This window comes from Enterobacter sp. BNK-14, from assembly GCF_047456095.1.
Classification (GTDB): Bacteria; Pseudomonadota; Gammaproteobacteria; order Enterobacterales; family Enterobacteriaceae; genus Enterobacter; species Enterobacter kobei.
This window is the reverse complement of sequence record NZ_CP179897.1, coordinates 4,285,352-4,303,419: the sequence shown is the minus strand read 5'-3', so window position 1 is coordinate 4,303,419 and position 18,068 is coordinate 4,285,352. Positions and strand designations below refer to the sequence as shown.

Sequence of the window (18,068 nt, the reverse complement as noted above, 5' to 3'; positions counted from 1 at the left end):
ATAATCAGTAGCTGTCAGTAGCTAATGCGATTAAACTACACGCCAGCTAATGTTTTAGGGAATAAAGCAGGAAACAGGGAGCGTTAACGCCTTTCCCTGACCCAGAAAACAGTAGCCCAAAAAGTCCTTTCATTCAACAACTTACTGGTAAACAAGAAGTTAGCCTCCGTGAATATAAACGTCGCAGACTTGTTAAATGGGAATTACATCCTGTTATTATTTGTGGTACTGGCGCTGGGTCTTTGCCTGGGTAAATTGCGCCTGGGATCGGTTCAACTTGGTAATTCCATTGGCGTTTTAGTCGTCTCCTTATTATTAGGCCAGCAGCACTTCAGCATTAACACGGACGCGCTCAACTTAGGTTTTATGTTGTTTATTTTTTGTGTTGGCGTGGAAGCAGGACCGAACTTTTTTTCGATTTTCTTCCGCGACGGCAAAAATTATCTGATGCTGGCGCTGGTGATGGTCGGCAGCGCACTGCTGATCGCCTTAGGACTGGGTAAGCTGTTTGGCTGGGATATCGGGTTAACGGCCGGTATGCTGGCAGGCTCCATGACCTCTACGCCAGTGCTGGTGGGTGCAGGCGATACCCTGCGCCATTCGGGCATGGCTGGCGCACAGCTTTCGACCGCGCTCGACCACCTGAGCCTGGGCTATGCCCTGACCTATCTGATTGGTCTGGTGAGCCTGATTGTCGGCGCGCGCTATCTGCCAAAACTGCAGCATCAGGATCTGCAGACCAGTGCCCAGCAAATCGCCCGTGAGCGCGGGCTGGATACCGACAGCAAACGTAAAGTCTACCTCCCGGTGATCCGCGCCTACCGCGTCGGACCTGAGCTGGTGGCATGGGCAGACGGGAAAAATCTTCGCGAGCTGGGGATTTACCGCCAGACCGGGTGCTACATCGAACGTATCCGCCGTAACGGCATTCTGGCGAACCCGGACGGTGACGCGGTGCTGCAGATGGGCGACGACATCGCGCTGGTGGGTTACCCGGACGCGCACGCCCGTCTCGACCCAAGCTTCCGAAACGGCAAAGAGGTGTTCGACCGCGATCTGCTCGACATGCGCATCGTCACCGAAGAGATCGTGGTGAAAAACCATAACGCCGTTGGCCGTCGTCTGGCGCAGCTCAAGCTGACCGACCACGGCTGCTTCCTTAACCGCGTAATCCGCAGCCAGATTGAGATGCCCATCGACGACAACGTCGTGCTCAACAAAGGCGACGTTTTGCAGGTCAGCGGCGACGCGCGACGCGTAAAAACCGTTGCCGACCGCATCGGCTTTATCTCCATTCACAGCCAGGTCACTGATCTGCTGGCTTTCTGCGCCTTCTTTATTGTGGGCCTGATGATCGGGATGATCACCTTCCAGTTCAGCAACTTCAGTTTCGGCATCGGTAACGCCGCCGGTCTGCTGTTTGCCGGGATCATGCTGGGCTTCCTGCGAGCGAACCATCCGACGTTCGGTTACATTCCGCAGGGCGCATTGAACATGGTGAAAGAGTTCGGTCTGATGGTGTTTATGGCGGGTGTCGGCTTAAGCGCCGGCAGCGGCATTGGACACAGCCTTGGTGCCGTCGGCTGGCAGATGCTGGTTTCCGGCCTTATCGTCAGCCTGGTGCCGGTGGTGATCTGCTTCCTGTTTGGTGCCTACGTGCTGCGCATGAACCGCGCCCTGCTCTTCGGAGCAATGATGGGGGCGCGTACCTGTGCGCCGGCCATGGAAATTATCAGCGACACCGCGCGCAGCAACATTCCGGCGCTGGGCTATGCAGGCACCTACGCTATCGCCAACGTACTGCTGACGCTGGCAGGTACGCTGATCATCATCATCTGGCCAGGACTCGGATAACTCTGAAGTTTGCGCGTAATGAAAAAATTTTTGTTACGCGCAGAACTTTTTTATCAGGGGGCAGTCATAACTAGTGCCACTGCTTTTCTTTGATGTCCCCAATTTGTGGAGCCCATCAACCCCGCCGTTTTGGTTCAAGGTTGATGGGTTTTTTGTTGCCTTAAATAAACCCCAACAAAGAATAACCAAAGCCCGTTATCCAGCTTTTCTAAACGTGAGAATACGTAATGTCAGGCTTAACGAGCGATGTCTAAGTGTTTCCCTCCCCCGCAATCCTCCCCACCATCGCCCGAATCTCGTCCCGGGTTAACGGCGCCCGGTCGGTCACATAGTGCAGCGTCATCCCTTCGATAAACGCATCCAGCGCGCGGGTGGTAACCGGATCGAACCACTGCTCCAGCGTAGTCTGGCTCATCTTCATCCAGTCCTGCATCACCGTTTTGAGCGCCGCGCTGCGGTGCATAAAGGCGTAAAGCTGGTACATCAGCGCCATGTTGTGCGGCGTCGTCACCTGCGAACTGTGGATCAGAGTGGTGATGGACTCGCACGCCATTTCAGGCCCGGTGACGCCCGCAAAGAAATCCCGATACTGCTGCGACATCTGTTGCGTAAACCATGTGAACGCTTCCTCCAGCAGTGGCTCCATACCGTCGAAATAGTAGGTCATCGACCCCAGCGGCACGCCCGCGCAGGCGGCGATTTTACGGTGCGTGACGGCGTGAATACCGTGCTCGGCAATGGTATCGAGTGTTGCCTGCAGGATCTTCTCCCGGCGATGCGGATCGTTCGGTGGTCTGCTCATAAATTCCTCACGTGGTTTGTGTACAAATGTACACAAACTTGCTAGTGTTGTCGCTATTGTTGTACTTCTGGTGCTACCCCAATGACGCTGACCTCTCCCCGTAAAACCCTGCAGCTCCGCATGTGGGCGCTGTTTATGTTCTTCTTTATTCCCGGTCTGCTGATGGCCTCCTGGGCCACGCGCACGCCCGCCATTCGCGATATTTTGTCTGTCTCTACGGCTGAGATGGGCATCGTGCTGTTCGGCCTGTCGATCGGTTCCATGAGCGGCATTCTCTGTTCCGCATGGCTGGTGAAGCGCTTTGGTACGCGAGCTGTGATCCGCACCACCATGTGCTGCGCGGTGTTCGGGATGGTGGTATTGAGCATCGCGCTGTGGTTTGCCTCGCCGGTGTTGTTCGCGCTGGGGCTGACGGTATTTGGCGGCAGCTTCGGTTCTGCGGAGGTAGCCATCAACGTTGAAGGCGCGGCGGTCGAACGTGAGATGAACAAAACCGTGCTGCCCATGATGCATGGCTTCTATAGCCTCGGTACGCTGGCCGGTGCGGGCGTAGGGATGGCGCTGACGGCCACGGGTGTGACCGCCAATCTGCATATCCTGCTGGCGGCGCTGGTGTGCATCATTCCGATCCTCACCGGCATCCGGGCCATCCCGGACGGCACCGGTAAAAACTCTGCTGACGAACGCTCGTCAGCCGAAAAAGGACTCCCCTTCTACCGCGATTTCCAGCTGATGCTGATCGGCGTGGTGGTACTGGCGATGGCGTTTGCAGAAGGCTCCGCCAACGACTGGCTGCCGCTGCTGATGGTGGACGGTCACGGCTTTAGCCCGACCTCCGGCTCGCTGATTTACGCCGGGTTTACGCTGGGGATGACCGTCGGGCGCTTCACCGGCGGCTGGTTTATCGACCGCTACAGCCGCGTGGCGGTGGTGCGCGCCAGCGCCCTGCTGGGCGGCCTGGGGATTGCGATGATTATCTTTGTGGACGTGGACTGGATTGCCGGCGTCTCGGTGATCCTCTGGGGACTGGGGGCGTCACTCGGCTTCCCGCTGACCATTTCCGCCGCCAGCGACACCGGGCCGGATGCCCCGACGCGCGTCAGCGTGGTGGCGACAACGGGCTACCTCGCCTTCCTGGTGGGGCCGCCGCTGCTCGGCTTCCTGGGTGAACACTACGGGCTGCGCAGCGCCATGCTGGTGGTGTTAGGGTTGGTGATCATCGCCGCGCTGGTGGCGCGCGCGGTGGCAAAGCCGGAAACGAAACAAACGACACTGGAGAAGGGATATGAGCGTTAAACTGATCGCCGTCGACATGGATGGCACATTCCTGAGCGATGCCAAGACCTATAACCGCCCGCGCTTTCTGGCGCAGTACGCCCGCATGAAGGCGCAAGGCATTCGCTTCGTGGTCGCCAGCGGCAACCAGTACTACCAGCTGATCTCCTTTTTCCCGGAGATTGCGCATGAAATTGCGTTCGTCGCTGAGAACGGCGGCTGGGTCGTGAGCGCCGGAGAGGATGTCTTTAACGGTGAATTGTCGAAAGCCCATTTCGAGACCGTCGCAAATGTATTAAACGACGTTCCGGGCATTGAGATTATCGCCTGCGGAAAAAACAGCGCCTATACGCTGAAATGCTATGACGATAGCTTTAAGGATATCGCCGCGAAGTACTATCACCGGCTCGAAATGGTGAGTGATTTCGACAACCTGAACGACATTTTCTTCAAGTTTGGGCTGAACGTGTCAGACCATGAAATTCCGCGCATCCAGGCGATGCTGCATGAAAAGCTTAACGACATTATGGTGCCCGTGACAACCGGCCACGGCAGTATCGACCTGATTATCCCCGGCGTGCACAAAGCCAACGGCCTGCGGATCCTGCAACAGCGCTGGGGCATAGAGGACAGTGAAGTGGTGGCCTTCGGTGACAGCGGCAACGATGTGGAGATGTTGCGTCAGTCCGGGTTCAGCTTCGCGATGGCGAATGCCAGACCGCATATTAAAGCGGTGGCGCGGTTTGAAGCGCCGCATAATAACGAGGAAGGTGTGCTGGATGTGATTGAGAAGGTGTTGAACGGAGAGGCACCGTTTAACTGATACCGTGCGGTCTGGTGCCCTCAGCCTAACCCTCTCCCACAGGGAGAGGGAATAAACAGATTACGGTTGCAGGGCGTTGCCGACGCGTTTGTCCTTCAGGAACACCACCATCAGGCCAACCCACAGCACGCCGTTGGCGAGGTTAAACAGACTGAACAGACCGTTGCCACCCATCGCGTAAGCGTGCTTGCTCACCTCGATACCGACGGTAAAAATCAGCATCTGCAGCATACCCATCGCCGCGGACACCGTGCCTTTACTCATCTCGCTGGCAAACAGCGTCAGGCGCACCAGCCCGGCGTTCGCCACGCCAATCCCGAAAGCATAAAGGCTGAGCCCCGCCGTCATCCACAGATAAGCGTGGGATGACGCAACGGTCGCCACAGCGGCCAGAATCAGCCCTGCTGCAATCGGCCAGCCACCCATAATAATCAGTGAACGCACGGTGCGGCGTGACGTCAGACGTGCCAGCACCAGGTTACCGATAATCAGCGCGCCAAAAATCGGCACCTGCAGCAGACCGTACTCGTAGCTGCTGAGCTTTTCACCGCTGATGATAATGACCGGAGACTGCGCAATCCACGCCAGCAGCGGCAGGCTCACGAACCCGGTCGCCAGCGCCCCCGCCAGAAAGCGGCCATTCTTCAGCACTTCTTTGTAATCCCGGCCCAGCTCCTTGAGCGAGAGTTTTTCACCCAGACGGGTCGCCGTTTCCGGCATTGCGCGGTGCAGGCCAAAGAACGCGATAGCGGCGAGAAACGCAAAGAGGATAAACATCCCTTCCCAGGGCGCAACATGTACCCACGCGGCGCCCACCAGCGGCCCGAGTAAAGGGGCAATCAGCGCCACGTTTGCCATGAGCGCGGTAATTTTGATACACACCGCCTCTTCAAACGACTCCTGAATGGCGGCATACCCCACGGCACCGATAAAGCACAGGCTCACCCCCTGCAGGAAACGCAGCAGGGTAAATTGCTCAATGTTTTGCGCCAGCAGCGTAGCGAGACAGGTGACGATAAACCACACCACGCCGGTCAGCATCACCGGACGGCGGCCAATACGATCCGACAGCGGCCCTAACAGCCACTGTAAAAACATGCCGCCAGCCAGATAGGCGGTCATGGAGGTCGGCACCCATTCAATTCCCGCGTTGTACTGCTCCACAACGGCCAGCATGCCGGGCTGGATCATATCGTTGCCGATATAGGTGGAGAATTCGTAGAGCACCAGACACAGGGGGAAAAGCAACGCCTGACGACCCAGACGTGAACCAGAAGAAGAACGGTTTAACATGCAATCTCTTTAAAATGACAAAATCGCGACGAGTGTAATGAAATGCCGCAGCCCGAGATAGTGATTTATCGAGGATAAACAGAAATAAAGCACATATCGTCTTCGTTTAAGGTTTCCTTAAGTTGACAGATTTATGATAGCCCGATTACTCGTCAACGATCCCAAATTATGGCACTCACTTCCAGCCGTTCAGAATTGTCTAACTTACAGACAAATAAGACAAAACGACTTTACCGCTTACCCTCCCGCTTTTATGGTTATCAGCTTTTCGTGCTGTTAGTCCTTGCCGTGGTGTTTACGTGGCTTTCGCGCGATGAAGCGCTCGACAGATGGATCACCGGTTTTTGGTATGACGCGGCGACGCAGAGCTTCCCGCTGCAGAAAGACCACCTGCTGGATTTGCTCAACCATCGTCTGGCGAAGTACATCGCCATCGCCTTAGGTGCCGTGGCGCTGCTTTACGGCGCTTACAAACGTAACGCCAGGCTGGTTACGGCGGCGCTGCTGATGGGGCTTGGCGCGCTGGTAGTGGGCGTACTGAAAAGCATTAGCCACCACAGCTGCCCGTGGGATCTGGTGGAGTATGGCGGGAAGGCGATGTCTTACCCCCTGTTTAGCGCCGTCCCGACAGACAGCGGTCCGGGGCGCTGTTTCCCCGGCGGCCATGCCTCTAGCGGTTTTATGGTGATGGGGCTGTTTTTTGCCTTCTGGCGCGAGCGTCCACGTCTCGCCTGGAGCTTTGTTGCCCTCGGCGTGCTGCTGGGTCTGGCGATGGGCTTCGGTCAGGTGATGCGCGGGGCACATTTTTTCTCTCACAACCTGTGGGCCGGGTGGTGGGTTTGGTTTTCCCAGGTGGCCGTCTACGGGCTGGTTTCCACCCGGTTTGCAAAAGAGTGATAACGCTATGCTAGAGAATCTGAATTATCAGCTGTTTTATCTGATCAACGCCACACCGGCCTCGCCAGAGTGGATGATTGATTTCGCCACCTTCCTGGCTAAAGATCTGATTAGTATCGTGCCTGTGCTGGCCGCTATCCTCTGGCTCTGGGGCCCTCGCAGCCAGGTGAAGGCACAGCGCCAGCTGGTGATCAAAGTCGCGATGGCGCTCGGGGTCAGCGTACTGGTCAGCTATATTCTCGGCCATGCGTTCCCGCACGATCGTCCTTTTGTCGATCACGTTGGCTATACCTTCCTGCACCACGCGCCGGATGACTCCTTCCCGAGCGATCACGGTACGGTTATCTTCACCTTCGCACTGGCTTTCCTGTTCTGGCATCGCCTGTGGTCTGGTGCGGTGCTGATGGTGGCAGCCGCGGCGATCGCCTGGTCCCGCGTGTATCTTGGCGTCCACTGGCCGCTGGATATGGTCGGCGGTTTCCTGGTAGGACTGATTGGCTGCGTGAGCGCGGCAATCCTGTGGAATCTCTTCGGTGAAGCGCTCTACCGGGGGCTCTCTTCCCTTTATCGCGCCATTTTTGCCCTCCCGATCCGCAAAGGCTGGATACGTGACTAACCCCAACCGGACAGGTTACACTGAGCCCCCGCCCTGCGGGGGCTCATTTTTTTATTCCGAGGAACTATGGAAACACGACGCGATGACCGCATAGCTCAGCTGCTTCAGGCGCTGAAGCGTAGTGATAAGCTGCATCTTAAGGAAGCCGCCAACCTCCTCGGCGTCTCAGAGATGACCATTCGTCGTGATCTGAACAGCGACAGCGCTCCCGTGGTACTGCTGGGCGGGTACATTGTGCTTGAGCCGCGTAGCGCCAGCCATTATCTGATAAGCGATCAGAAAACGCGTCTGGTAGAAGAGAAACGCAAAGCCGCGCGCCTGGCCGCCACGCTGGTACAGCCGCACCAGACGCTGTTTTTTGACTGCGGCACCACCACGCCGTGGATTATCGAAGCCATCGACAGCAGTATTCCCTTTACCGCCGTGTGTTACTCCCTGAACACCTTTCTGGCGCTGCAGGAGAAACCCGAGTGCCGGGTGATCCTCTGCGGCGGTGAGTTTCACGCCAGCAACGCTATCTTTAAGCCGCTCAACCTGCAGGACACGCTCAGCAACTTATGTCCGGACATCGCGTTCTATTCCGCCGCGGGCGTGAATGTGCGTCAGGGGGCGACCTGCTTTAACCTGGAGGAGCTGCCGGTAAAGCACTGGGCATTAAGCGCCGCGCAATACCATGTGCTGGTGGTCGATCACAGTAAGTTTGGTAAGGTGCGGTCGGCAAGAATGGGCGAGCTGGCGCAGTTTGACGCCATCGTCAGCGATTGCCGCCCGGATGAGGAAATTGTGGCCCATGCGAAGGCGCAGCAGGTGAAGTTGATGTATTGAGAGGGGTGCGGCCTGATGCCCTCACCCCGCCCCTCTCCCACAGGGAGAGGGAGAAAAGTATGATGGATTAGCTGAACCAGCTGCCAAACCAGCTGTGGAATTTCATCAATACGAAATCCCACATCCGGCTGAAGAAGCCACCCTCTTCTACCGCTTCCATCACGATCAGCGGACGCTGTTCAATTGACTTCCCGTTTAACTGGAAATCAATCGTCCCGACCACCTGGCCTTTTTTCAACGGCGCGGTGAGCTGCGGGTCGGTCAGGGTAAAGCTGGCCTTCAGGTTTTTCAGCTGACCGCGTGGAATGGTCACGGAACCGGCTTCTCCCGCCCCGAGATTCACTTCACTCTTGTCCCCAAACCAGACGCGCTGGCTGACGAACGTGGCATCCGGTTTAATCGGCGTCACTGTTTCATAGAAACGGAAGCCCCAGGTCAGCAGTTTTTCTGATTCGTTAAACCGGATGCGGTCGGTTTTGGTGCCCAGCACAACCGAGATCAAACGCATGTCGCCCTGCGTCGCAGAGGCCACCAGGTTATAGCCCGCGCCCGCCGTGGTGCCGGTCTTCATGCCGTCCACGTTAACGTTGCTGCTCCACAGGAGACGGTTACGGTTCGGCTGGCGAATTTTGTTAAAGGTAAACTCTTTCTCTTTGTGGATCGCGTATTCATCCGGTACGTCGTGGATCAGCGCTTTCCCCAACAGCGCCATGTCGCGCGCGGTACTGAACTGTCCAGGCGCATCCAGGCCGTGAACCGTTTTGAATGTCGTGTTGGTTAAGCCGAGTTTCCGCGCATAGCCATTCATCAAACCAATGAAAGAATCCTGACTGCCGGCCACATAATCGGCCAGCGCGATACACGCATCATTTCCCGACTGAATAATTACCCCTTTGTTCAGATCGGAAACGGACACCTGATCCCCTGGCTTCAGGAACATCACCGATGACCCGCGCAGCGCGGGGTTGCCGGTCGCCCAGGCGTCCTTTCCGATGGTGACCATATCGTCCAGCTTGATCTTACCGGCTTTCAAGGCCTGGCCGACCACATAGCTGGTCATGATTTTGGTCAGGCTGGCCGGATCGAGTTTCTCATCGGCATTGCCTTCCGCCAGCACTTTCCCGCTGGCATAGTCCATCAGGATCCAGGCGCGCGCATCCACCGGTGGCGCTTCGGGCGCAGCCTGTTCTGCTGCGTAGAGAGTTGGTGCAAACAGGAAAAGGAGCGCAGAGCCTGCCGCCAGGCTGCGCAGAGAAGTCATTTTTCGCGTCATAAATGCCACCCGAGTGTCCATTCAAAAATTACGTCACATCACCGTGTCGCAAGAAGCGATGAGTAATAGCGCACTAAAACGGTGAAAGAAACCCAGCGAGGGTAAAGTTATTAAAGTTTATGCAATAACATTCATTTACGCTTTGATTCAGGCGATTTTTTTGTCTTCTGTTGCGTAATTGTTAGGTTTATCTCACCATGGCGAAAAAGGTGACCCGGATTCACAACTCATCAGGAGTAAATATGATTACGCTGTGGGGCAGGAACAATTCGACCAACGTGAAGAAAGTGCTCTGGACGCTGGAAGAGCTGGATTTACCGTTTAATCAAATCATGGCTGGCATGGCATTCGGGGTAAACAGAGAGGCCGACTATCTGGCGATGAACCCGAACGGCCTGGTGCCGCTGCTGCGCGATGACGAAACAGACGCGACGCTTTGGGAATCTAACACCATTGTGCGCTACCTCGCCGCCCAGTACGGCCTTGGCCGTCTGTGGGTTGAAAACCCGGCGCAGCGCGCCCAGGGTGAAAAGTGGATGGACTGGGCAAACCAGACATTCTCTCCTGTTCACCGGGTGATCCTGATGGGGCTGGTGAGAACCCCCGAGGCCGAGCGCGACTATCCCGCTATTCATGCCGCTCAGGATGCCTGTGAAAACCTGTTTGCCATGATGGATGACGAACTGGCGAAGCACGCCTGGTTCTCCGGCGAGACGTTCGGCGTGGGGGATATTGCCGTGGCGCCGTTTGTCTGGAACCTGACCAATATGGGGCTGAACTGGACGCCGCGCCCTCACCTTGAACGCTGGCTCAAGCAACTGAGCGAGCGTCCGGCGTACCGTAACGTCGTGATGACCCCGGTCACCTGATTACGCACCGGACGGGCTGACTTTTAGCAGTTGCCCGTCCGTTTCATCGGTGAGCACATACAGATACCCGTCCGGCCCCACCCGCACATCGCGAATACGTTGATCCCGATCGCCCAGGATGCGCCCGTCCTCCGTGACCTTGTTTCCGTCCACGCTCAGGACGATAACGTCTTTCTCCTTCAGCGCCCCAATAAACAGTTTGTTTTTCCACTGCGGGAAAACGTCGCTGTTGTAGAACGCCATGCCGCTGACCGCGGGCGAGACTTTCCAGACAAACAGCGGCTTCTCGGTTCCCTCGACGTGTTCACCTTTGGCTTCGGGGATTTTCAGGCCACTGTAATTAATGCCGTGTGTCGCCAGCGGCCAGCCGTAATTTTTGCCTTTCTCCGGGATATTGATTTCATCCCCGCCGCGCGGGCCATGTTCGTTCAGCCAGAGCGTGTCGCTCCACGGATTCATCGCCATTCCCTGCGGGTTGCGAATGCCATAAGACCAGATTTCCGGCCGTGCGCCGGCGGTGTTCACAAAGGGGTTATCCGCAGGGACTTTACCGTCCTCGGTCAGGCGCACCACTTTCCCCTGCAGTTTGTCCAGGTCCTGCGCCGTCGGGCGCTGGTTGTTCTCGCCGAGTCCGATAAAGAGGTAGCCTTTGCCGTCAAACACCAGCCGTCCGCCAAAATGGTTACCGGTCGAGAGTTTCGGCATCTGGCGGAACACGACCTGGAATGCCTCGATGCGGGAAAGATCGTCGCTTAAGCGGCCATAACCCACCGTCGTTCCGGCTTTGCCGTCATGCCCTGCTTCGGCGTAACTCAGCCAGACGCGGCGCGATGTTGCAAAATCCGGCGCCAGCACCACGTCCAGCAATCCTCCCTGACCGTTCGCCCAGACCTTCGGAACGCCGACAATGGGATCGGAAAGCCCTTTTCCGGCCTGCCAGTGTTTGAGCTGCCCGCCCTTGAGGGTGACCAGAAGCCCTTTATTGTCCGGCAGGAAAGCCATCGACCAGGGGTGATCGAGTCGGTTTTGCAGCACCTCGACCTTCACCGCCTCTGGCGCCGCAAGAAGTGAAAAGGAAAAGCACAACGCAGGAAGGAAAATCAACGAGGACCGTGGCATGACGCGCTCCTTTTTCGGCATATGGCATAAAGATTAGCCAGTACCTCCGGGCGCGTTACCACTTTTACAAAAGCTTAATCAGAAGGGGGAGTTGCCTCCCCCGGGCTCAGTGTTGCTCAAGCTTCTCGTGCTCGGACAGACACATGATGCATAGAGAGAGCGTTGTCAGGCAGTTTTCAAGCTTCTCCGCGTTCACAGCGATAAAATTCGGGCAGTCGTGGCGTCCGTTCATCAAACATACCCCAGCAATGGAGAGCACCTCAGCGGCACGACGCAGCGCCATTAACTCGCATTCATCGTATTCCGCCCTCAGGATCGGTGCTTTTTCACGCATGAAATTGCAAAGTTCAAACAGATTATCACGCAGATGTTCGCTTTCGCTGACTGACATATAGCCTTTGGCCTTCCTGAGCTGCAGATAAGCGGCCAGGTCGATTCGGGCGTTGATCAGCTTGTTAAGCAGATCGCGTTTCAGTCTGTCAACGGACATGCTATTTCCTCCTCTGTAAGCCATGTTGCACAGTCAGAATAAGTTCATTTTTTGTACAGTTTAATGCCTGAGATCAATTATTCTTAACTGATTAACATTATTTACAATGTTACAACCTCTGCCCGGTACATCCCGCTTGCAAAGAGTGTATAAATCCCACGCGATACGCTGTAAAATCCCGCCCTGATAACTCCATAATTGATGAATTTTTAACCTATGAGCAATGTTACGCATCCGCCGAAATCGGCTTCGTCTCCCTCGGCTGCCTAAAGGGCGAAAATAATACGTTGCTGCCTTGGCTCTAAACCCCGGTAGTTCTGACCCTGACGCAAAAACGCCGTGATAAAAACCCGGCGCTTTTAATCAACATTTAATGCTTAGTGTCAAAGGCTCATTTCTCAAGAAAGCCCGGTTTAACATTGGCTTTGCGTCATCCTTAGACCTCTTGAACAACTCCTTTAGGACTATCTTCGCGGTCATCTCGGGGATAAAAAATGATGTCAGAGCCGTCAGGATGTTGGGTCAGGCGCTTAAACTCCAGTATGTTTTTGATATCTTCACATTTTGAAGTATCCGCAACATTTTAGACTGAACGAACAAACTCCAAGAATTCACTTTCTGTGTAGCCACGAAATGACCGCTTCAAGATATTTCTCCGCCAGCGATTTGCACGATAACGTCTTTAGAATAGAATTTTTCGCCGAGTAAATTTTCTAAATCCAATGCCTGTGTTTGGCTAACATTGAACCCTGCGATGCCTTTGACAAATGCCTCTTCGTCATCCGACCCCCACCCCATAATAGCAGCAACTCCTTTCAGTTTGCTCTTAGGGATCTCAACCTCTAAAACCAATTCTTCGCTTTGTTTATCAAAGACTTCCACAGAATAGATTACCATCACTTTTCTACCTTTCTGGTTGGATCTGCTGGCTTGGTTTGCTCACCTGTTATGTGATTGAACTCTCCTAAATGGTTGCGGCCCGAACGGTCATAAACTTCGACTGTGCCATGTTGAGAATCCCATTCATAAATTTTACCTTTGGCATCTTTCCATCTTGCCCGAAGTTGTCCGCCACCTTGAATAGCTGTCTTACGTGGTGCTCTTTTCGCATCAGGGAATGCTGGTAATGGAGGGGTCCCTTTTGGTGCAGTGTGGTATTTGTGATCCGCATTCAGATAGACATAAATCGGATCGAAGGTCCCTGCTGGATGCACCAGAATATAATCCCGGAATGAACGTTCTCCCGGTGCTGGGGTAACTGTTGACCACAGGCTGTTGATTTCACTTTCCGGGTAAACCAGTACATTCGGAGGAATATAGACGTTGTCCTGGCTGCCGGTATTGGTCGGGGAAGAATATCCCGGATAGTCAGGAGTCCAAACGACTATCGGCTTATCTGCGCCATCCTCCCAGAACTCATAGTTCCCGGTGGTGGTGTTCTTCTGAAGCATGCGCACTGGCACTCGGTCCTGTCCGCCTCCGGCGCTGACATGGAAGCCTTTCGGCCTCATAATGCCGAACTGGTCAGCCTCCCAGCGAAAGCGAACACGGGTCGGAACATCTTCTTTATTCCGTGCGGCCTGCTCAAGGCGCATTTTATTAATGTTGTCCTGTTCGCCACTGTTGAGCTTTGGCGAGTAGAACATGCCAAACAGAAAAACGGTTGGAGGACTCGGGGCTATCCAGCGACCAGCCGTCGAAAGATTTCCTCCAATTTTCTGCACTGCTGCGTATCCGGCCTCAATTGCTGCATCATTGGCGATCCCTGCTGTAGTCGCGGCCCTTGCTGTTGCCATCCCTGCGGGGGCAGGGTTGAATCTGATTATACGAACGAGATTTCAAATCGTGCAGAAAAAAACTGACTGTACTTTTATCTCAGTAAACGATCCCTTTAATTTTTTGTCAAAAATCGGGATGCCTAGGATTTGATTATTTTGTGATCTTAAGGTGAGTACTTTTAGCGAGGACGAAAAAGCGGCCTACATAAGGCCGCGTACGGTAGATCACCAACGAAGTTCCGAGGTTGGCAAGAAAGTAACAGCAACAACCATATCTGCCATGTCATAGCGGATTTGCATTGTGATTGGGATGTGGAAATCTTCAACAGTGAATCGCTCAATCCTGCCGATTTCCTGCTTCATGATTACTCTCGGCGGAATGCTGTTTTCTGGTTCACCAAAGTTTTCATGAATCCAATTGCGAGACATGCTTTTCTTAAGAGGCGTTGGTAACTCGTTAGGGAATGTCCAATCACTCAAAGTATCATGTTGTATGCTTAATGTAATTTCTTTAAGTAAACGACCATCACGTTTGAACGCTAAAAACACGCCCTCTTTCGCCATATCAAGGCTAATTGTTGGTGAACCTGATGCTCCTTTGGGATCGCTTTTATAGGTTATCAATCCAGAATCAACCAAATCTTTATAAGATTTACCTAAACTACGGATCAATGCTGTAACATTTACTGTCATTAGTACAATCCTTGCTCTGTATTCAGCTTGTGCATTTTAGCTCTGGCGGATTCAACTTGTTCTTCAGTAGCCCCATAATCTTTAAGGGCCGGTTTTATTGCATCAAAATTCCGATCCAAGGCACTCCTCAAATTCTTCGCATCCCTTGCAATTTGCTCTGGTTTGTTACGTCCACCGTAAGTTTGACTGATTTTCTGGTGAACTTCTTTTGGCACAACAATTGCAGCTACCCGATCTGCCATTTTCCTGATCAGTTTTTGATCAAGTCCAGGATACTCATCCATTAAGAATTGTTCAACTGCGGCTCTTGACGGCATATGATCAGCCTCATACTTGCCTTGTCGAGAACGCCCTGTGAAATCCTTGTACAATTCAACTTCCAGTAGTTCAACTGGGGGCTTGCTGAGGTAGATGTAGATCGGCGGGTGTATGTTCCCCGGAAACACCAGAATGTAATCCCGAAAATCCTTCTCTTCCGGTACTGGTGTTGTGGTGATAGTTACGCCCTGAATTTCGGGATGTTCAAGCCCCGGAATCGTTACAGTACCCGCTTGCGGGCTGTTGTTCCCAGTATTCCAGCTATCTTGCGATCCCGGCGTACTCGCTGGTGTCCATGTGATCAGAGGCTTATCGATTCGCTCGTCACCCCAAAATTCATAGCTACCATCCATCTGCTTTTCGAGCATCCGGACACGAACCTGATCACGCCCACTTTCAGTACTGGTATGATAGCCAACGGCTTTTAATCGCCCGGTTTCATCGTCAGTGATCCAGTTGTAGCGTACACGTGTTAGTACGGTTCCCTTTCTGTGTGCGACTTCCAATAACTTTTCAGGCGTTAGCAGATCGCTCTTTTCACCCTTGAGTTTTGACTGGACGATCGCCCCCATAACAACAAACGGCAAATTCATCGCAAGCGAACCGCTCCAGACTTCAGGGCCGGAAAGGTGTTTCATCGTATGCGTAAGGGCTTTCGCTGCGTCCTGATTCGCTTTTGCTGTAGCCCCTCCCGCTGCTGCTGCCATTCCTGCTTGTGCTGAACCGCCCATAACAACCGGAGGCGGGGGAAGTGGCATTGCTTCCGCTTCACCAAAAAAGAAACCTGTCACTTTATCAAACAGTGATTTTTTCTTCGGTGGCTCTGGCGGCGGTGGAGTTTTCTTCTTTGCGGCCTGTGCGTGCTGTTCTGGCTCGGGGGCTGGCTGCGATGGTCTGGACTGATAGAAACTCATTTCGCCAATGTTGGCTTGTGGTTCTTCCGCTATTCTTGCATCAGTATTGCCAGTACCGCGAAGTACTGATTTAGCAAATACAGGGATAGCGGTAATTGCTGCTGCCGCAGCTGCCATTTTGGTAATGGGCCATTCCGCAGCCCGTTTACGGTGCTCTTCGAAATGGTCGCCGGGGCTGTCTTCCACCCAAAGTGTTGTGCTACCCAGCACCTGATTGTTTTTACAGTTACAAAGTACCCGATCGCCAGTGGCTACACAGGCTTTGTCTTCCGCAAAGTGGTACGCGGTCCCATTGATCTGAAATGGCCCGTTGCAGGTTTCTAGTGGGCACCATGCCATATCGCCATTCAGGGCAATATTTCTTTCTTCGATAATCGTCGATGAAGCTGAAATCACCTCCCCGCCGCTCGTAGTCTTGTCTCCAAGCCTTACCAGTGCTCTGGTCATAATCCCTCATGAATCATACTGATATAGAAAGCATAATATCCAAAAAGTGACTTAACTTAAATCAATCAGGATGCAAGATCTCCACGCCTTGCAAGGGAACGCATTCCGGGCAACCAGCAAAAAAAGGTCGCTTTCGCGGCCTTATTGCAAATACAGACAGTTATTAAGAACGTTCAAGTACCCTATACACAAGTAGGAACATGCTGCCTCGCTCCAGTAGCCAATAGTAATCCGGCTCAACTACACGTACATTCTGACCTGAATCCACTCGGTTGATTTGTAACAGTAATAACCAGAAAAATCGGTTAGGACCAAAAAGCCGCGCTAACCGCAATTCTTCAGTACAAATTTCCCCCCAACCTCTGTAGAATCCCTGCCTGACCATTCCAAAAATCGAACAATTTTTAACCTATGAGCAATGTTACGCACCCGCCGAAAATCGGCTTCGTCTCCCTCGGCTGCCCGAAAAACCTGGTGGATTCCGAACGCATCCTTACCGAACTTCGTACCGAAGGCTATGACGTGGTGCCAAGCTACGACAACGCCGATATGGTGATTGTGAACACCTGCGGGTTTATCGACAGCGCGGTTCAGGAGTCCCTAGAAGCCATCGGTGAAGCCCTGACGGAAAACGGCAAAGTCATTGTGACCGGCTGTCTGGGCGCGAAAGATGACCAGATCCGTGAAGTGCATCCGAAGGTACTGGAGATCACCGGCCCGCACAGTTACGAGCAGGTGCTGGAACATGTTCATCACTACGTGCCAAAACCAAAGCACAATCCGTTCCTGAGCCTGGTGCCGGAACAGGGCGTGAAGCTGACGCCGCGTCACTACGCTTACCTGAAAATTTCCGAAGGCTGCAACCATCGCTGCACCTTCTGCATCATCCCGTCCATGCGTGGCGATCTGGTGAGCCGTCCGATTGGCGACGTGCTGGCGGAAGCTAAACGTCTGGCCGATGCTGGCGTGAAAGAACTGCTGGTGATTTCCCAGGATACCTCTGCTTACGGCGTAGACGTGAAGCACCGTTCCGGTTTCCACAACGGCGAGCCGGTGAAAACCAGCATGGTGGGCCTGTGCGAGCAGCTCGCGAAGCTGGGGATCTGGACGCGTCTGCATTACGTCTACCCATATCCGCACGTTGACGACGTCATTCCGCTGATGGCGGAAGGCAAAATCCTGCCGTATCTCGACATCCCGCTGCAGCACGCCAGTCCGCGTATCCTGAAGCTGATGAAGCGTCCTGGCTCCGTTGACCGTCAGCTGGCACGCATTAAACAGTGGCGCGAAATCTGCCCGGATCTGACCCTGCGCTCAACCTTCATCGTCGGCTTCCCAGGTGAAACCGAAGAAGATTTCCAGATGCTGCTCGATTTCCTGAAAGAAGCGCGTCTGGACCGCGTAGGCTGCTTCAAGTACAGCCCGGTTGAAGGCGCAACCGCCAACGAACTGGCGGATCAGGTGCCGGAAGAGGTGAAAGAAGAGCGCTGGAACCGCTTTATGCAGCTGCAACAGCAGATCTCTGCTGAACGTCTGCAGGAGAAAGTGGGCCGAGAGATCATGGTTATCATTGACGAAGTGGACGAAGAAGGCGCAATTGGCCGCAGCATGGCGGATGCCCCTGAAATCGACGGCGCGGTGTACCTGAACGGCGAAACTCGCGTTAAGCCGGGTGATATTATTCGCGTGAAGGTTGAAAACGCGGACGAATATGACCTGTGGGGTAGCCGGGTTTAATCGTACTGCACCTCATTTCCAGGCCGGGTAAGGCGTAGCCGCCAC

Annotated in this window: 18 protein-coding genes; 8 read left to right on the top strand and 10 right to left on the bottom strand. The window is 54.2% G+C overall.

Translation table 11 applies throughout. The features are described from left to right. Positions 1–168: 168 nt before the first annotated feature. On the top strand, positions 169–1,854 hold the full coding sequence (locus ACMGGM_RS20395) for an aspartate:alanine antiporter (protein WP_014169303.1): 1,686 nt from the start codon (positions 169–171) through the stop codon (positions 1,852–1,854). Between the two features lie 250 nt (positions 1,855–2,104). Here the strand turns inward: ACMGGM_RS20395 and ACMGGM_RS20390 are convergent, their stop codons facing one another. Continuing rightward, on the bottom strand, positions 2,105–2,656 hold the full coding sequence (locus tag ACMGGM_RS20390; protein WP_023332500.1) for a TetR/AcrR family transcriptional regulator: 552 nt from the start codon (positions 2,654–2,656) through the stop codon (positions 2,105–2,107). Positions 2,657–2,737: 81 nt separating this feature from the next. Here ACMGGM_RS20390 and ACMGGM_RS20385 point away from each other — a divergent pair, with 81 nt between their 5' ends. Both ACMGGM_RS20385 and ACMGGM_RS20380 read left to right on the top strand, forming a co-directional pair. Next, entirely contained in the window at positions 2,738–3,952 is a 1,215-nt protein-coding gene (locus ACMGGM_RS20385; protein WP_014883146.1) for an MFS transporter, read from the top strand. Next, positions 3,942–4,754, top strand: a complete 813-nt coding sequence (locus tag ACMGGM_RS20380) for a Cof-type HAD-IIB family hydrolase (RefSeq protein ID WP_045134207.1) — start codon at positions 3,942–3,944, stop codon at positions 4,752–4,754. Before ACMGGM_RS20385 ends, ACMGGM_RS20380 begins: the two co-directional genes overlap by 11 nt. 60 nt (positions 4,755–4,814) lie before the next feature. Here ACMGGM_RS20380 and ACMGGM_RS20375 read toward each other — a convergent pair whose 3' ends face one another. Further along, positions 4,815–6,047, bottom strand: a complete 1,233-nt coding sequence (locus tag ACMGGM_RS20375; protein WP_248180554.1) for an MFS transporter — start codon at positions 6,045–6,047, stop codon at positions 4,815–4,817. Positions 6,048–6,215: 168 nt separating this feature from the next. On the opposite strand from ACMGGM_RS20375, the gene ACMGGM_RS20370 reads away from it, so the two are divergent. The 3 genes from ACMGGM_RS20370 to deoR all read left to right on the top strand — a co-directional run bounded on the left by ACMGGM_RS20370 (position 6,216) and on the right by deoR (position 8,385). Further along, the gene (locus ACMGGM_RS20370) at positions 6,216–6,944 is read left to right on the top strand and encodes a phosphatase PAP2 family protein (protein WP_023332498.1); all 729 of its coding nucleotides are present in this window, start codon (positions 6,216–6,218) and stop codon (positions 6,942–6,944) included. A gap of 7 nt (positions 6,945–6,951) precedes the next feature. After that, positions 6,952–7,560 carry an undecaprenyl-diphosphate phosphatase gene (ybjG, locus tag ACMGGM_RS20365; protein WP_023338185.1) on the top strand — a complete coding sequence of 203 codons (609 nt, stop codon included), beginning with the start codon at positions 6,952–6,954 and terminating at the stop codon, positions 7,558–7,560. A 66-nt stretch (positions 7,561–7,626) separates the two neighbouring features. Then, positions 7,627–8,385, top strand: coding sequence for a DNA-binding transcriptional repressor DeoR (gene deoR / locus ACMGGM_RS20360; protein ID WP_014883141.1), 759 nt, complete (start codon positions 7,627–7,629; stop codon positions 8,383–8,385). A gap of 67 nt (positions 8,386–8,452) precedes the next feature. Here the strand turns inward: deoR and dacC are convergent, their stop codons facing one another. Further along, positions 8,453–9,658, bottom strand: a complete 1,206-nt coding sequence (gene dacC, locus ACMGGM_RS20355; RefSeq protein ID WP_414149068.1) for a serine-type D-Ala-D-Ala carboxypeptidase — start codon at positions 9,656–9,658, stop codon at positions 8,453–8,455. Between the two features lie 242 nt (positions 9,659–9,900). Here dacC and ACMGGM_RS20350 point away from each other — a divergent pair, with 242 nt between their 5' ends. After that, a complete protein-coding gene (locus tag ACMGGM_RS20350; protein WP_023338183.1) occupies positions 9,901–10,527 on the top strand; it encodes a glutathione S-transferase family protein in 627 nt (208 codons plus the stop codon). On the opposite strand, the gene ACMGGM_RS20345 is transcribed toward ACMGGM_RS20350, so the two are convergent. The 7 genes from ACMGGM_RS20345 to ACMGGM_RS20315 form a co-directional block, all read right to left on the bottom strand. Continuing rightward, positions 10,528–11,646 carry a PQQ-dependent sugar dehydrogenase gene (locus ACMGGM_RS20345; protein ID WP_045134209.1) on the bottom strand — a complete coding sequence of 373 codons (1,119 nt, stop codon included), beginning with the start codon at positions 11,644–11,646 and terminating at the stop codon, positions 10,528–10,530. A 106-nt stretch (positions 11,647–11,752) separates the two neighbouring features. Beyond that, on the bottom strand, positions 11,753–12,136 hold the full coding sequence (gene bssR, locus ACMGGM_RS20340) for a biofilm formation regulator BssR (RefSeq protein ID WP_023332493.1): 384 nt from the start codon (positions 12,134–12,136) through the stop codon (positions 11,753–11,755). Between the two features lie 436 nt (positions 12,137–12,572). After that, the gene (locus ACMGGM_RS20335; RefSeq protein WP_396294919.1) at positions 12,573–12,662 is read right to left on the bottom strand and encodes a bacteriocin immunity protein; all 90 of its coding nucleotides are present in this window, start codon (positions 12,660–12,662) and stop codon (positions 12,573–12,575) included. Positions 12,663–12,778: 116 nt separating this feature from the next. Beyond that, positions 12,779–13,036: a hypothetical protein gene (locus ACMGGM_RS20330; protein WP_127312437.1), complete on the bottom strand. Its 258-nt coding sequence runs from the start codon at positions 13,034–13,036 to the stop codon at positions 12,779–12,781. Next, positions 13,033–13,932, bottom strand: a complete 900-nt coding sequence (locus ACMGGM_RS20325; protein WP_052687573.1) for a colicin E3/pyocin S6 family cytotoxin — start codon at positions 13,930–13,932, stop codon at positions 13,033–13,035. The genes ACMGGM_RS20330 and ACMGGM_RS20325 overlap by 4 nt, the downstream gene beginning before the upstream one ends. Before the next feature lie 207 nt (positions 13,933–14,139). After that, positions 14,140–14,607, bottom strand: coding sequence for a DUF6392 family protein (locus ACMGGM_RS20320; RefSeq protein ID WP_023332490.1), 468 nt, complete (start codon positions 14,605–14,607; stop codon positions 14,140–14,142). Then, positions 14,607–16,286, bottom strand: coding sequence for an S-type pyocin domain-containing protein (locus tag ACMGGM_RS20315; protein WP_045134210.1), 1,680 nt, complete (start codon positions 16,284–16,286; stop codon positions 14,607–14,609). Before ACMGGM_RS20315 ends, ACMGGM_RS20320 begins: the two co-directional genes overlap by 1 nt. Before the next feature lie 411 nt (positions 16,287–16,697). Here ACMGGM_RS20315 and rimO point away from each other — a divergent pair, with 411 nt between their 5' ends. Continuing rightward, positions 16,698–18,023, top strand: coding sequence for a 30S ribosomal protein S12 methylthiotransferase RimO (gene rimO / locus ACMGGM_RS20310; RefSeq protein WP_414149067.1), 1,326 nt, complete (start codon positions 16,698–16,700; stop codon positions 18,021–18,023). Positions 18,024–18,068 lie beyond the last annotated feature (45 nt).